This window comes from Variovorax sp. FG153 (assembly GCF_057809595.1).
In genome coordinates, this window is the sequence record NZ_JBMDKG010000005.1 from 112,408 (window position 1) to 126,185 (window position 13,778).

Here is a 13,778-nt window from a genome sequence, read left to right on the forward strand (position 1 = left end):
CGGGCCAGGGTTATCCCGTAGCCGTGTTTTTTTGCCGATCATTTAACATGTTAAATAAATCGACCGACATGAACACCGCCTTCACCCACCGCAACCTTCCGCGCCTGCTGCTACAGGCGCGCGAAGCCGTCATGGCCCACACCCGGCCCAGCCTGCGCGTGCATGCGCTGTCGGACCAGCAGTGGCGCGTGCTGCGCGTGCTCGGCGAACACGGCGCGGTCGAAACCGGCCGCGTGGCGCGCGAGGCCTTCATCCTCGGGCCCAGCCTCACGGGCGTGCTCGCGCGCATGGAGCGCGACGACCTGATCACGCGCAGCCGCGACCCGGCCGACCAGCGCCGCACCGTGGTCGAGGCCACGCCGCGCGGCATGAAGCTGGTGAACAAGCTGTCCTCGAGCATCGAGGCGCACTACCAGTGGATGGAGCAATCCCTGGGCAAGGACAAGCTCGGCCAGCTCTACGAGCTGCTCGACGAACTGATCGCACTGGAACAGCCATGAGCCCCCCTTCTTCACCTTCCCATTTCCTTCCCGCCGGCACCGTCTACGGCACGCTGCTCAACTTCCGCGCCGAGGTGGAAGCGCTCGCGCCGCAGATGAGCGCGCCGCCCTACAAGGCACCGCCCAAGGCGCCGGTGCTCTACGTCAAGACCGCCAACACCTGGAGCCCGCACGGCGCCGCGATCCCCGTGCCGGCGAACCTGCCCGAGGTCGAGGTGGGCGCGAGCATCGGCATGGTGGTCGGCGCCGACGGCGACATCGAAGGCTTCGTGCCGATGAACGACCTGTCGGTGCCGCATGCCAGCTTCTTCCGCCCGCCGGTCAAGTTCAAATGCCTCGACGGCTTCCTCGGCATCGGCCCCGCGCTGCGCGACGCGCAGGAGGTGGACGATCCCGCGGCGTTCCGCGTCGAGGTGCGCATCAACGGCGAAGTCAGGCAGACGCTGGACTTCTCCACGCTGGTGCGCCCCGCGCGCCAGCTGCTGGCCGAGGTCGGCGAATTCATGACGCTGGCGCACGGCGACGTGCTGATGCTCGGCTGCGGCGCGGGCCGGCCGCTGGCGCGCGTGGGCGACCGCATCGAGATCTCGGCGCCGGGCTTCGAGACGCTCACCAACACCCTGGTTGCAGAAGAGACGGGAGCCGCCGCATGAAGCACGCACGCATCCGCTACGAGAACGCCGTGCACGAGGCCGTCGAACACGACGGCGCGCTGCGCCTGGCCGATGGCCGCGTGGTCGGCTTCGACGCCGTCGACTGGCTGCCGCCGCTCGCGCCCACGCCGCGCCCGCGCACCATCCTCGCGCTCGGCCTCAACTACGCCGACCATGCGAAGGAGCTCGAGTTCAAGGCGCCCGAGGAGCCGCTGGTCTTCGTCAAGGGCCAGAGCGCGCTGATCGGCCACCGCCAGAAGACCTTCCGCCCGGCCGGCGTGCAGTTCATGCACTACGAGTGCGAACTCGCGATCGTGATCGGCAAGACCGCGCGCCACGTGAAGCGCGACGATGCCTACGACTTCATCGGCGGCTACACCGTGGCCAACGACTACGCGATCCGCGACTACCTCGAGAACTGGTACCGCCCCAACCTGCGCGTGAAGAACCGCGACACCTGCACGCCGATCGGCCCCTGGCTGGTCGATGCGAAGGACGTGGCCGACCCGATGGCGCTCGCGCTGCGCACCACGGTCAACGGCCAGGTCACGCAGCAGGGCAACACGCGCGACATGATCTTCGACGCGCCCTTCCTGATCGAGTACTTCAGCCGCTTCATGACGCTGTCGCCCGGCGACCTGATCCTCACCGGCACGCCCGACGGCGTCGTCGACTGCCAGCCCGGCGACGAGATCGTGACCGAGATCGAGGGCATCGGCGCGCTGGTCAACACCATCGCGGCGGCCTGATTCTTTCCAGCGCGCCCCCGCGGCGCGCTCTCCTTTTCCATTCATACGCCCAAGAAATCAGCGGAGACGACACGACATGATCACCGGCAAGAAGCTCCTCCAGTCCGTGGCCGCAGCCACGATGGCGCTGGCCGTCTCGGCCCTCGCCGTCGCACAGACCGCCTACCCCGCCAAGCCGGTGCGCTGGGTGGTCGGCTATCCGGCCGGCGGCGGCACCGACTTCCTCGCGCGCACCGTGGGCGCGCAGGTGTCGCAGCAGCTGGGCCAGCCGGTGCTGGTCGACAACCGGCCCGGCGCCGGCGCGATCATCGCGTCGGAGAACGTGGCGCGCTCGGCCGGCGACGGCTACACCGTGTTCTCGGCCGACAACGGCGTGCTGGTCTACAACCCCGCGCTCTACAAGAAGCTGCCCTACGACGCCGAGAAGGACTTCGCGCTGGTCGGCATGATGGGCCGCTCGCCGCTGATCATCACGGCCGCGCCCAATGCGGGCATCGCCGATGCGAAGGCGCTGCTGGCCGCGCTCAAGGCCTCGCCCGGCAAGTACAGCATCGCGACGCCGGGCACCGGCAGTCCGCACCATCTCGCCTACGAACTGTTCCAGCGCGAAGCCGGCGTGTCGATGCTGCACGTGCCCTACAAGGGCGGCGCGCCCGCGCTGCAGGACCTGATGGGCGGCCAGGTCGCGCTGATGATGCTCGACCTGCCCAGCGGCGTGAGCGCGGTCAAGGCCGGCAAGGTGGTGCCGCTGCTCGCCATGTCGGCCGAGCGCGTGCCGCAGCTGCCGAACATTCCCACCGCCAGGGAACTGGGCTTCGCCAACGTCGAGGCCTACACCTGGCAGGGCCTGGTCGTGCCCGCGGCCACGCCGAAGGAAGTGCAGGCGAAGCTCGGCACCGAGCTGCAGAAGGCCATGGCCGATGCCGGCGTGCGCCAGAAGCTCTATGACGCCGGCTGGGAGGCCCGCCCCGCCGACGCCACCGAAATGACGCGCTACACCGATGCGGAGCGCAAGAAATGGCATGCCTTGATCAAGGCGCGCGACATCAAACTGGACTGAACCGGATTCCCTCATGCAACAGATCGACCATCTCATCGGCGGCAAGTCCGTCAAGGGCTCGGACTACTTCGAGACCGTCAACCCCGCCACGCAGGAAGTGCTGGCCGAAGTCGCCTCCGGCGGCGAGGCCGAGGTGAACGCGGCCGTGGCCGCCGCCAAGGAAGCCTTCCCCAAGTGGGCCGGCATGCCCGCGCCCGAGCGCGCGAAGCTGATCCGCAAGCTCGGCGACCTGATCGCGAAGAACGTGCCCGAGATCGCGCAGACCGAGACCAACGACTGCGGCCAGGTCATCGCGCAGACCGGCAAGCAGCTGGTGCCGCGCGCGGCCGACAACTTCTACTACTTCGCCGAGATGTGCACGCGCGTCGACGGCCACACCTACCCCACGCCCACGCACCTGAACTACACGCTGTTCCACCCGGTCGGCGTGTGTGCGCTGATCAGCCCGTGGAACGTGCCCTTCATGACCGCCACCTGGAAGGTCGCGCCCTGCCTGGCCTTCGGCAACACGGCCGTGCTGAAGATGAGCGAGCTCTCGCCGCTGTCGGCCGCGCGCCTGGGCGAGCTGGCGCTCGAGGCCGGCATTCCGCCCGGCGTGCTGAACCTGGTGCACGGCTACGGCAAGGACGCGGGCGAGCCGCTGGTGGCGCACCCCGACGTGCGCGCGATCTCGTTCACCGGCTCCACCGCCACAGGCAACCGCATCGTGAAGAGCGCGGGCCTCAAGAAGTTCAGCATGGAGCTCGGCGGCAAGAGCCCGTTCGTGATCTTCGACGACGCCGACCTCGACCGCGCGCTCGACGCGGCCGTGTTCATGATCTTCAGCAACAACGGCGAGCGCTGCACGGCCGGCTCGCGCATCCTGGTGCAGCAGTCGATCTACGCCGACTTCGCCGCCAAGTTCGCCGAGCGCGCAAGGCGCATCACGGTGGGCGACCCGCTCGACGAGAAGACCATCGTCGGCCCGATGATCTCGCAGGCCCACCTGGCCAAGGTGCGCAGCTACATCGAGCTGGGCCCGAAGGAAGGCGCCACCCTGCTGTGCGGCGGCCTCGAAGCACCGAGCAACCTGCCAGACCGCGTGAAGAAGGGCAACTACGTGGTGCCCACGGTGTTCGCCGACGTCGACAACCGCATGAAGATCGCGCAGGACGAGATCTTCGGCCCCGTGGCCTGCCTGATCCCGTTCCGCGACGAGGCGCATGCCATCGAGCTGGCCAACGACATCCAGTACGGCCTGTCGAGCTACGTCTGGACCGAGAACATCGGCAAGGCGCACCGCGTGGCCGCCGCGGTGGAAGCCGGCATGTGCTTCGTCAACAGCCAGAACGTCAGAGACTTGCGCCAGCCCTTCGGCGGCACCAAGGCCTCGGGCACCGGCCGCGAAGGCGGCACCTGGAGCTACGAGGTGTTCTGCGAACCGAAGAACGTGGCGGTATCGATGGGCTCGCACCACATTCCGCACTGGGGCGTGGCATGAACCTCGCGCGCCGCACGCTGCTGCAAGGCACGGCCGCGCTCGCGGCCCTGCCGATGCTGGCGCGCGCCCAGGCCGCGTGGCCGGCCCGGCCGGTGCGCATCGTCGTGCCCTTCCCGCCCGGCGGCACCACCGACTTCGTCGCGCGGCTGGTCGGCACCGAGCTCGCGAAGGCCTTGGGCCAGCCCGTGGTGATCGAGAACAAGCCCGGCGCGGGCACGGTGATCGGCGTCGACACGGTCGCCAAGGCCGCGCCCGACGGCTACAGCTTCGTCTGCGTGGCCAACAGCTTCGCGGCCAACCAGACGCTGGTGCGCAAGCTGCCCTACGACACGCTGAAGGACCTGCGCCCGGTGGCGCTGATGGGCATGTCGGAACACGTGCTCGCCACCCATCCGGGCAGCGGCCTCAAGACGCTGGCCGACCTGCGCAACCAGGCCAAGGCGAAGCCCGGCACGCTGAGCTTCGCCTCCTTCGGCAACGGCACCTCGGCCCACCTCTCGGGCGAGATGCTCAAGCTGCAGATGGGCCTGGACATCGTGCACGTGCCCTACAAGGGCCAGGGCCCGGCACTGACCGACCTGCTCGGCGGCCAGGTCACGATGATGTTCGGCAACTGGCCCGAGTTCCGCGGCCATGTCGAGGGCGGCAAGCTGGTGGCGCTGGGCATGGCGACCGCGCAGCGCTCGCAGTACGCGCCGAACATTCCCACACTGGCCGAACAGGGCGTGGCGATCGAGTCCAATTCGTGGAACGGCCTGCTGGCGCCCGCCGGCACGCCCGACGCCGTGGTGCAGCGCGTGAACGCCGAGGTCAACCGCGCGCTCGCGGGACCGGTGGTGACCGAGGCCTTCCGCAAGGGCGGCATCGCGTCGCTGTCGGGCTCGCCCGAGCGCTTCGCGGTCTTCGTCCAGAGCGAGATCGCGAAGTACGGCGACGTGATCCGCAAGGCCAACATCCAGATCGAGGGCTGACCATGAGCCTCTATGCGATGCAGAAATTCCTGTTCGCGCTCAACCGCGATGCCGAGGTGCAGCGGCGCTATGCCGAAGGCGGCGACACGCGCAAGGCGCTGCTCGGCGGCTACGACCTCAGCGACGAGGAGCGCGAAGCGATCGACGGCGGCGACGTCGGCAAGCTCTACGTGCTGGGCTGCAACGGGCAGCTCTTGATGCACTTCGCGCCGCTCTTGGGCATTCCGTGGGCCGACTACCTCGAGGCCATGCGCGAGGGCGTGCGCAAGTACGGACCGGTGCGCGCCGGCATCTATGCAATGACGACAAGCACAGACGAAAAGGTGGCGGGCGTATGAGTCTCGTATTCGCAGGCGTTTGCAGCCACGCCCCCGGCATCACCGGCCGCGCGCATCTCGCCGACCCGGCGGTGAAGGACGAGTTCCACGCGCAGTTCCATCGCTTCGGCGAGGCCATGCGCGCGACCAAGCCCGACGCGGTGATCGTGATCGCGGCCGAGCACTTCGCGAACTTCTTCATGAACAACATGCCGGCCTATGCGATCGGCATGGCCGACAGCTACGAGGGCCCGATCGAGGACCCGAAGTGGCTCGGCATCGAGAAGCACACGATCCCGGGCGACGCCGCGCTGTCGCAACGGCTGATCCGCGAGGTGATGCAGACGGTGGACGTGGCCTATGCCGAGGAGTGGAAGTTCGACCACGGCATCATGGTGCCGCTGAACTTCCTCACGCCGAACTTCGACACGAAGGTGATCCCGGTCAACATCAACTGCCAGGGCCCGCCGCTCACGCCGCTGCACCGCGCCTGGGCCTTCGGCGAGGCGCTGCGCCGCGCCTGCGACAAGGTGCCCGAGCGCATCGCGCTGGTGGGCACCGGCGGCATCTCGCACTGGCCGGCCACGCCCGACTCGGGCAAGGTCAATGCCGAGTGGGACGCCGAGTTCATGCGCCGCTGGTGCGCCAACGACCGCGAGGCGCTGCTGTCGCTCGACGACTACGGCGACGAGGCGACCTACCGCGAAGCCGGCCAGGGCGGCTTCGAGATCCGCACCTTCCTCAGCGTGGCCGCGGCCGCGCGCGGCCAGGGAGAGATCTTCCACATGAAGGCCATTCCGATCTTCGCGGTGACCTGCACGGCCGCGACGATGTCGGTGGTTTGAACGGAGCACGACCATGCCGCACCTGGTGATCCTCTACACGCCCAACATCGAGGCCGAGACCGACATGTCGGCGCTGTGCCGCACGCTGGCCGACACCATGCTCGAGCAGCGCGACGAAGCCGGCAAGCCGGTGTTCCCGACCGGCGGCACGCGCGTGCTGGCCTACCCGGCCGCGCACTACGCGGTGGCCGACGGCCAGGCCGACTATGCCTTCGTCTACCTCAACCTGCGCATGGCCGCAGGCCGCTCCGAGGCCGTGAAGAAGAAGGCCGGCGACGAACTGCTGGCCAGGGTGCGAAGCCACTTCGAGCCCGTCTTCTCGCAACGCCACATCGGCATCACGTTGCAGATCGACGAGAGCCCCGGCCAGGTCTACGACGGCAAGCACAGCAACCTGCATCCCCTGTTCAACAAGAGCTGACCCCCACACACACCGCCATGCTTTCTTCCGACACCATCGCCCGGCTCGCGGCCGAACTGCACGAGAGCGAACGCTCGCGCGTGCAGGTCGAGCATTTCTCCAAGCGCTTTCCCGAGATGACCATCGAGGACGGCTATGCGATCTCGCGCGAATGGGTCCGGCAGAAGATCGCCGAGGGTCGCGTGGCCAAGGGCCACAAGATCGGCCTGACCTCGCGCGCGATGCAGCAGTCGAGCCAGATCACCGAGCCCGACTACGGCACGCTGCTCGACGACATGTTCTTCGAGCAGGGCAGCGACATCCCCTTCACGCGCTTCATCGCACCGCGCATCGAGGTCGAGCTGGCCTTCATCCTCGGCAAGCCGCTCAAGGGCCCGGGCGTGACCATCTTCGACGTGCTCGCGGCCACCGACTACGTGGTGCCGGCGATCGAGATCATCGATGCGCGCATCGAGCAGTTCGACCGCCACACCAAGGCGCCGCGCAAGGTCTTCGACACCATCGCCGACAACGCGGCCAATGCCGGCATCGTGATCGGCGGGCGGCCCGTGAAGCCCGATGCGGTCGACCTGCGCTGGGTCAGCGCGCTGCTCTACAAGAACGGCGTGATCGAGGAATCGGGCGTGGCCGCGGCCGTGCTCAACCATCCGGCCACCGGCGTGGCCTGGCTCGCGAACAAGCTCGCGCCCTGGGACGAGCACCTGGAAGCCGGCGAGGTCGTGCTCGGCGGCTCGTTCACGCGCCCGACCACCGCGCTGCCCGGCGACACCTTCCATGCCGACTACGGCCCGCTGGGCGCCGTGTCGTTCCGCCTCGTCTGACCTTTTCGGAATCCCTCATGCACACCCCCATCAACCTGTTCAAGAAGGCCATGGCCGAGAAGCGCGCCCAGATCGGCCTGTGGGTCGGCCTGGCCGACGGCTACGCGGCCGAGATCCTGGCCGGCACCGGCTACGACTGGCTGCTGGTCGACGGCGAGCACGCGCCCAACGACGTGCGCTCGGTGCTCGCGCAGCTGCAGGGCATCTCGAGCGCCTGGTCGGCGCTGCCCGAGGGCGCGACCCGGCCGCAGCCGATCGTGCGCGTGCCCGTGGGCGACACCACGCTGCTCAAGCAGTACCTCGACATCGGCGCGCAAACGCTGCTGGTGCCGATGGTCGACACCGCCGAGCAGGCCGCGCGCATGGTGCAGGGCATGCGCTATCCGCCCGAGGGCATCCGCGGCATGGGCAGCGCGCTCGCGCGGGCCTCGCGCTGGCAGGCTTATCCGAACTACCTGCACGAAGCCAATGCCCAGACCTGCCTGCTGGTGCAGGCCGAGACGGTGGAGGCGATGAAGAACCTCGACGCGATCGCGGCCACGCCCGGCGTCGACGGCGTGTTCATCGGCCCGGCCGACCTCTCGGCCTCGATGGGCTTCGTGGGCCAGCCCAACCATCCCGAGGTGCAGGCGGTGATCGCCGACGCGGTCGCGCGCATCCAGAAGGCCGGCAAGGCCGCGGGCATCCTCTCGACCACCGAGGAGCAGGCGCGCAAGTGGCTCGCGGCCGGCGCCACCTTCGTGGCCGTGGGCGTGGACACCATCGTGCTGGCTGCGGCCGCGCGCCAGCTCGCCGCCAAGTTCAAGGACGGCGCCGTCCCGGCCGCGCCCGCTCCCAGCAGCTACTGAAGCAACGACAGGAGTCCGCATGCGCCGCCTCGCCCTCAAGTTCCTCGCCGCCGCCGCCGTGCTGGGCCTCTCCGCCTGCGCCCAGCTCCCCGCCACCGGCCCCGGCGCCCAACAGGAAGCCAACCGCCAGGCCGTGCTGGCCTTCTACGAGAAGGGCCTGAACCAGAAGGACGCCGAGGCCGCGCTCCAGTACGTGGGCAACCGCTACGTGCAGCACAACCCGACCGCGGCCGACGGGCCCGAGGGCTTCCGCAAGTTCATCGCCTTCCTGCGCGAGAAATTCCCGAACTCGAAGAGCGAGATCAAGCGCAGCTTCGCCGAGGGCGACTACGTGATCCTGCATGTGCACGCGGTGCGCGAGCCCGGCACGCGCGGCAACGCGATCGTCGACATCTTCAAGCTCGAGAACGGCAAGATCGTCGAGCACTGGGACGTGATCCAGCCGGTGCCCGAGACCGCCGCCAACCGCAACGGCATGTTCTGATCCTTTCCCCCTTCCCGAGCCAGCCCGCCGCCAGCCGATGACCACGCCCACCGACCCCAAGCCGCCGCGCTTCCGTTCCGCCACCATCCGCGAGGGCACGATCCGCGCGACCACGCGCAGCTTCCTGCATGCGCTGGGCCAGGACGACGAGGACATCGAGCGCCCGCACGTCGGCGTGTTCCACACCGGCGGCGAGATGAGCCCGTGCAACCTGAACCTGCGCGAGCAGGCGCAGCATGCCAAGACCGGCATCTACGCGGGCGGCGGCACGCCGCACGAATGCCCGGTGGTGTCGGTCAGCGACGGGCTGACCATGGCGCACTCGGGCATGCGCTTCTCGCTGATCTCGCGCGAGCTGATCGCCGACAGCGTGGAAGCCTCGGTGCGCGGCCACCAGTGGGACGGCATCTTCGCGATCGGCGCCTGCGACAAGAACCTGCCGGGCCTGATGATGGGCATGGTGCGCTGCAACGTGCCGAGCGTGTTCGTGCACGGCGGCTCGGCGCTGCCGGGCCAGATGCCCGGGCCCGACGGGCGCGACCTCAACGTGGTCGACACCTACGAGACCATCGGCAAGGTGCTGGCCGGCACGGCCACGCACGACGAGCTCGACGCCATGAGCCGCGCCTGCCTGCCCACGGCCGGCGCCTGCGCGGGCCAGTTCACGGCCAACACCATGGGCATGGTGTCGGAGGCTCTGGGCCTCGCGCCGATCGGCTCGAGCATGGTGCCGGCCGTGTTCAGCGAGCGAGCGCCGCTGATGCGCCGCGCCGCCAGGACGCTGATGAAGGCCGTGATGGGCGACAGCCCGCTGCCGCGCGACATCGTCACGCGCAAGGCGCTCGAGAACGCCTGCGCCGTGGTCTCGGCCACCGGCGGCTCGACCAATGCCGCGCTGCACCTGCCGGCGATCGCGCACGAGGCCGGCATCCGCTTCCACCTCGACGACGTGGCCGAGGTGTTCGCGCGCACGCCGCTCATCGCCGACCTGCGCCCGGGCGGACGCTACCTCGCGCGCGACGTGTTCTACATCGGCGGCGCCGGCGTGATCCTGCGCACGCTGCTCGAGCAGGGCTTCCTGCACGGCGACGTGCTCACCTTCACCGGCCGCACCATGGCCGAGGAACTGGCCGACGCCCTGGCGCCCGACGGCCGCGTGGTGCGCGAGGCCGGCAACCCGATCACGCGCGACGGCGGGCTGGCGGTGCTCAAGGGCAACCTCTGCCCCGACGGGGCGCTGCTCAAGACCGCCGGCCTGCAGACGCTGGTGCACCGCGGCCCGGCGCGCGTCTTCGATTCGGAGGAGCAGGCCCAGACGGCGGTGCAGAACCGGCTGTACGAAGCGGGCGACGTGATCGTGATCCGCAACGAGGGCCCCAAGGGCAGCCCCGGCATGCGCGAGATGCTGGGCATCACCGCCCTGCTCTACGGCCAGGGCATGGGCGACAAGGTGGCGCTGCTGACCGACGGGCGCTTCTCGGGCGCCACGCGCGGCCTGTGCATCGGCTATGCCGGGCCCGAGGCGGCCGACGGCGGACCGATCGCGGCGCTGCGCGACGGCGACCTGATCGCGATCGACGCGCGCGCGGCGGCGCGCACCATTTCGGTGGAACTGGCGGACGAGGAGATCGCGCGGCGCCTCGCCGGACGTGGAGTAAACGCGGGGGTCCCGCGCGGTGGCTTGCTGGAAAAATACGCGCTCACCGTGCGCCCGGCCCACCAGGGCGCGGTGACCCATTCGGGCGCGGTCACCTGGCTGCGCGACGAGTCCTGACCCCCAACCACCGTTACCCGGAGACAGAACCATCATGAGCTTCACCCGCCGCCAGCTGCTGCAGTCCACCGGCGCCTCCGCGCTGCTTGCCGGCATCGGCCAACGGGCCTTCGCGCAGGCCGGCATCGAGACCGCGACCATCGTCACCGGCTTCGCGGCCGGCGGCACCTCGGACACCATCTGCCGCCGGGTCGCGACCAAGCTGAGTCCCGACTACGCGCGCGCGGCGGTGGTGGAGAACCGCACCGGCGCGGGCGGCCAGATCGCGGTGAGCTACGTCAAGGGCCGCCCGGCCGACGGCACCACGATCCTGCAGACGCCGACCTCGATCCTCACGATCTACCCGCACATCTACAAGAAGCTGCCGTACGACCCGATGGTCGACCTCACGCCCGTGTCCATCGGCTGCATCTTCGACTTCGGCTTCGCGGTCGGCCCGGCCGTGCCGGCCAGCGTGAAGACCGTGCCCGAGTTCCTGGCCTGGGCCAAGGCCAACCCGGCCGGCGCCAACTACGGCTCGCCGGCGGCCGGCTCCACGCCGCACTTCATCGGCGCGCTGCTGGGCAAGAAGGGCGGCGTCGAGCTCAAGCATGCGGCCTACCGCGGCACGCAGCCGGCCATGCTCGACCTGCTGGGCGGCAACATCTCGGCGGTGTCGGGCCCGATCGGCGACATCACGCAGCACCTGCCCACGGGCAAGGTGCGCATCCTCGGCGTCTCGGGCGCCAAGCGCAGCCGCTTCGCGCCCGACGTGCCGACCTTCGGCGAGCAGGGCATCCAGGACATGGCGCACAGCGAGTGGTTCGCCTTCTTCCTGCCGGCCAAGGCCTCGCCCGAGCTGGTCGCGAAGCTCAACGCCTCGATGAAGAACGCGCTGGCGCAGAAGGACGTGATCGACGGCCTCGGCACCTTCGGCCTGGAAGCCATGTCCTCCACGCCCGCCGAGCTGACCGAACTGTTGAAGAAAGACACCGCCAAGTGGGCGCCGATCGTGAAAGAGGTCGGCTTCACCGCGGAAGGCTAACCCCATGAAGGAACTGCAATGACCCCTCTCGCCACCACCACGCCGTCGTCCGCGTCGGCCCTGGTCCATCCCTCGATCCATCCCGACGAGCGCGCCGCGCGCGAGGAGCTCGCGGCCTGCTACCGCATCTTCGCGATGCTGGGCTGGACCGAGATGATCTACAACCACATCACGGTGCGGCTGCCCGACAGCGTGACCGGTGGCGAGAAGCAGTTCCTGATCAATCCCTTCGGCCTGCACTACAGCGAGGTCACGGCGAGCAACCTGGTGAAGATCGACCTGCAGGGCCGTGTGCTCGACGGCTCGACCTTCCCGGTCAACCCGGCCGGCTTCACGGTGCATGCCGCGATCCACGACGGCCTCGAGGGCGCGCACTGCGTGATGCACACGCACACCACCGCGGGCGTGGCCGTGGCCTGCCTGCAGGGCGGCCTGCAGCAGACCAACTTCTACACCGCGCAACTGCACGGCATGGTGGCCTACCACGAGTTCGAGGGCATCACCATTCACGCCGACGAGGGCCCGCGCCTGCTCAAGAGCATCGGCGACCGCAACGCCGTGATCCTGCGCAACCACGGCCTGCTGGCCTGGGGCCAGACGCTGCCGCAGACCTTCGCGATCCTCTGGACCCTGCAGCGCGCCTGCGAGATCCAGATGGCGACCTTCTCGATGGGCGCCGCGATCCCCGTGAGCGAGGAGATCGCGAGCCGCTGCACGCGCGACGCGCTGCAGTTCAGCCCCGCGCACGGCGCCGGCCAGGACGTGTTCAATGCCCTGGTGCGCCAGGTCGACCGCATCGATCCTTCCTACCGCGCCTGACCGCTACGATCCGACCATGAAGATCTGCATTTACGGCGCCGGCGCGATCGGCGGATGGATCGGCGTCGGCCTCGCGCAAGCGGGCCAGCGCCTCAACGTGGTGGCGCGCGGCGCCACGCTCGAAGCGCTGCAGCGCGACGGCCTCTCGCTGATGCGCGGCGACGTGCGCACGCGCGTGCCGGTCAACGCGGTGGCCGACCCCGAGGAACTCGGCGTGCAGGACCTGGTGGTGATCGCCGTCAAGGCGCCGGCGCTGGCCGGCGTTGCCGAGCGCATCGCGCCGCTGATCGGCGCCGACACCATGGTGCTGACCGCGATGAACGGCGTGCCCTGGTGGTTCCTCGAGGGCGGCTTCGGCGGTCCCATCGCGGGCCACCGCCTGGGCGCGGTCGACCCCGACGGCGCGATCGCGCGCGCCATTCCCGCGGCCAACGTGATCGGCGGCGTGGTGCACTGCAGCTGCTCGCTCGACGCGCCCGGCGTGGTGCGGCACCACTTCGGCAACGGCCTGATCGTGGGCGAGCCCTCGGGCGAGGCCACGCCGCGCGTGAAGAAGCTGGTCGAGCTGCTGCAGGCCACGGGCATCGAGACCACGCTGTCGCCGCAGATCCAGCGCGACGTCTGGTTCAAGCTCTGGGGCAACATGACGGTGAACCCGATCAGCGCGCTGACCGGTGCCACCACCGACCTGATCATGGGCGACGACTACGTGCGCGGCTTCATCTCGGCCGTGATGCTCGAGGCCAAGGAGATCGGTCGGAGCATCGGCATCGAGATCGCGCAGAGCCCGGAAGACCGCCATGCGGTCACGCGCAAGCTCGGCGCCTTCAAGACCTCGATGCTGCAGGACGTGGAGGCCGGCCGCTCGGTCGAGCTCGACGCGCTCGTGACCGTGGTGCGCGAGCTCGGCGAGCTGACCGCCGTGGCGACGCCGTTCACCGATGCGCTGCTGGGCCTGGCGCGCCTGAAGACGCGGCAGCTGGGCCTGTACTGAACGCACGCCGCCGGCCGG

General features: G+C 69.6%; 16 protein-coding genes. All 16 read left to right on the forward strand.

Annotation, left to right across the window (positions count from 1 at the left end; all coding sequences use genetic code 11):
• Positions 1-68 precede the first annotated feature (68 nt).
• The 16 genes from hpaR to ACODT0_RS08500 all read left to right on the forward strand — a co-directional run bounded on the left by hpaR (position 69) and on the right by ACODT0_RS08500 (position 13,760).
• Positions 69-500: a homoprotocatechuate degradation operon regulator HpaR gene (gene hpaR / locus ACODT0_RS08425; protein WP_057592756.1), complete on the forward strand. Its 432-nt coding sequence runs from the start codon at positions 69-71 to the stop codon at positions 498-500.
• Complete coding sequence (locus ACODT0_RS08430; protein WP_413761798.1) at positions 497-1,153, forward strand: fumarylacetoacetate hydrolase family protein; 657 nt, start codon at positions 497-499, stop codon at positions 1,151-1,153. The genes hpaR and ACODT0_RS08430 overlap by 4 nt, the downstream gene beginning before the upstream one ends.
• A complete protein-coding gene (locus ACODT0_RS08435; RefSeq protein WP_261211948.1) occupies positions 1,150-1,902 on the forward strand; it encodes a fumarylacetoacetate hydrolase family protein in 753 nt (250 codons plus the stop codon). The genes ACODT0_RS08430 and ACODT0_RS08435 overlap by 4 nt, the downstream gene beginning before the upstream one ends.
• Before the next feature lie 76 nt (positions 1,903-1,978).
• On the forward strand, positions 1,979-2,962 hold the full coding sequence (locus tag ACODT0_RS08440; protein ID WP_057592753.1) for a Bug family tripartite tricarboxylate transporter substrate binding protein: 984 nt from the start codon (positions 1,979-1,981) through the stop codon (positions 2,960-2,962).
• Between the two features lie 13 nt (positions 2,963-2,975).
• The gene (gene hpaE, locus ACODT0_RS08445) at positions 2,976-4,442 is read left to right on the forward strand and encodes a 5-carboxymethyl-2-hydroxymuconate semialdehyde dehydrogenase (RefSeq protein WP_489041055.1); all 1,467 of its coding nucleotides are present in this window, start codon (positions 2,976-2,978) and stop codon (positions 4,440-4,442) included.
• Positions 4,439-5,413: a tripartite tricarboxylate transporter substrate binding protein gene (locus ACODT0_RS08450; protein WP_296738410.1), complete on the forward strand. Its 975-nt coding sequence runs from the start codon at positions 4,439-4,441 to the stop codon at positions 5,411-5,413. The genes hpaE and ACODT0_RS08450 overlap by 4 nt, the downstream gene beginning before the upstream one ends.
• A 2-nt stretch (positions 5,414-5,415) precedes the next feature.
• A complete protein-coding gene (locus ACODT0_RS08455) occupies positions 5,416-5,751 on the forward strand; it encodes an aromatic ring-opening dioxygenase subunit LigA (RefSeq protein WP_489041056.1) in 336 nt (111 codons plus the stop codon).
• Positions 5,748-6,575, forward strand: a complete 828-nt coding sequence (locus tag ACODT0_RS08460; RefSeq protein ID WP_093343981.1) for a DODA-type extradiol aromatic ring-opening family dioxygenase — start codon at positions 5,748-5,750, stop codon at positions 6,573-6,575. Before ACODT0_RS08455 ends, ACODT0_RS08460 begins: the two co-directional genes overlap by 4 nt.
• Positions 6,576-6,588: 13 nt before the next feature.
• The gene (locus ACODT0_RS08465) at positions 6,589-6,996 is read left to right on the forward strand and encodes a 5-carboxymethyl-2-hydroxymuconate Delta-isomerase (RefSeq protein WP_208510161.1); all 408 of its coding nucleotides are present in this window, start codon (positions 6,589-6,591) and stop codon (positions 6,994-6,996) included.
• A 17-nt stretch (positions 6,997-7,013) separates the two neighbouring features.
• The gene (hpaH, locus tag ACODT0_RS08470) at positions 7,014-7,817 is read left to right on the forward strand and encodes a 2-oxo-hept-4-ene-1,7-dioate hydratase (protein WP_208510159.1); all 804 of its coding nucleotides are present in this window, start codon (positions 7,014-7,016) and stop codon (positions 7,815-7,817) included.
• 17 nt (positions 7,818-7,834) lie between these two features.
• Positions 7,835-8,665 (forward strand): 4-hydroxy-2-oxoheptanedioate aldolase, encoded by an 831-nt coding sequence (gene hpaI / locus ACODT0_RS08475; protein WP_479671303.1) that lies wholly within the window; start codon positions 7,835-7,837, stop codon positions 8,663-8,665.
• A 19-nt stretch (positions 8,666-8,684) separates the two neighbouring features.
• Positions 8,685-9,149 carry a nuclear transport factor 2 family protein gene (locus ACODT0_RS08480; protein WP_057592746.1) on the forward strand — a complete coding sequence of 155 codons (465 nt, stop codon included), beginning with the start codon at positions 8,685-8,687 and terminating at the stop codon, positions 9,147-9,149.
• 37 nt (positions 9,150-9,186) lie between these two features.
• A complete protein-coding gene (gene ilvD / locus ACODT0_RS08485) occupies positions 9,187-10,923 on the forward strand; it encodes a dihydroxy-acid dehydratase (protein ID WP_489041057.1) in 1,737 nt (578 codons plus the stop codon).
• 34 nt (positions 10,924-10,957) lie between these two features.
• Positions 10,958-11,947, forward strand: coding sequence for a Bug family tripartite tricarboxylate transporter substrate binding protein (locus ACODT0_RS08490; RefSeq protein WP_489041058.1), 990 nt, complete (start codon positions 10,958-10,960; stop codon positions 11,945-11,947).
• Positions 11,948-11,965: 18 nt separating this feature from the next.
• Entirely contained in the window at positions 11,966-12,766 is an 801-nt protein-coding gene (locus ACODT0_RS08495; protein ID WP_203203723.1) for a class II aldolase/adducin family protein, read from the forward strand.
• A gap of 16 nt (positions 12,767-12,782) precedes the next feature.
• Positions 12,783-13,760 (forward strand): 2-dehydropantoate 2-reductase, encoded by a 978-nt coding sequence (locus tag ACODT0_RS08500; RefSeq protein WP_489041059.1) that lies wholly within the window; start codon positions 12,783-12,785, stop codon positions 13,758-13,760.
• Positions 13,761-13,778 lie beyond the last annotated feature (18 nt).

Bases quoted from the DNA above. Each gene is read 5' to 3' on its own strand.
- hpaR (WP_057592756.1), top strand. From the start codon at position 69: ATGAACACCGCCTTCACCCACCGCAACCTTCCGCGCCTGCTGCTACAG.
- ACODT0_RS08430 (WP_413761798.1), top strand. From the start codon at position 497: ATGAGCCCCCCTTCTTCACCTTCCCATTTCCTTCCCGCCGGCACCGTC.
- ACODT0_RS08435 (WP_261211948.1), top strand. From the start codon at position 1,150: ATGAAGCACGCACGCATCCGCTACGAGAACGCCGTGCACGAGGCCGTC.
- ACODT0_RS08440 (WP_057592753.1), top strand. From the start codon at position 1,979: ATGATCACCGGCAAGAAGCTCCTCCAGTCCGTGGCCGCAGCCACGATG.
- hpaE (WP_489041055.1), top strand. From the start codon at position 2,976: ATGCAACAGATCGACCATCTCATCGGCGGCAAGTCCGTCAAGGGCTCG.
- ACODT0_RS08450 (WP_296738410.1), top strand. From the start codon at position 4,439: ATGAACCTCGCGCGCCGCACGCTGCTGCAAGGCACGGCCGCGCTCGCG.
- ACODT0_RS08455 (WP_489041056.1), top strand. From the start codon at position 5,416: ATGAGCCTCTATGCGATGCAGAAATTCCTGTTCGCGCTCAACCGCGAT.
- ACODT0_RS08460 (WP_093343981.1), top strand. From the start codon at position 5,748: ATGAGTCTCGTATTCGCAGGCGTTTGCAGCCACGCCCCCGGCATCACC.
- ACODT0_RS08465 (WP_208510161.1), top strand. From the start codon at position 6,589: ATGCCGCACCTGGTGATCCTCTACACGCCCAACATCGAGGCCGAGACC.
- hpaH (WP_208510159.1), top strand. From the start codon at position 7,014: ATGCTTTCTTCCGACACCATCGCCCGGCTCGCGGCCGAACTGCACGAG.
- hpaI (WP_479671303.1), top strand. From the start codon at position 7,835: ATGCACACCCCCATCAACCTGTTCAAGAAGGCCATGGCCGAGAAGCGC.
- ACODT0_RS08480 (WP_057592746.1), top strand. From the start codon at position 8,685: ATGCGCCGCCTCGCCCTCAAGTTCCTCGCCGCCGCCGCCGTGCTGGGC.
- ilvD (WP_489041057.1), top strand. From the start codon at position 9,187: ATGACCACGCCCACCGACCCCAAGCCGCCGCGCTTCCGTTCCGCCACC.
- ACODT0_RS08490 (WP_489041058.1), top strand. From the start codon at position 10,958: ATGAGCTTCACCCGCCGCCAGCTGCTGCAGTCCACCGGCGCCTCCGCG.
- ACODT0_RS08495 (WP_203203723.1), top strand. From the start codon at position 11,966: ATGACCCCTCTCGCCACCACCACGCCGTCGTCCGCGTCGGCCCTGGTC.
- ACODT0_RS08500 (WP_489041059.1), top strand. From the start codon at position 12,783: ATGAAGATCTGCATTTACGGCGCCGGCGCGATCGGCGGATGGATCGGC.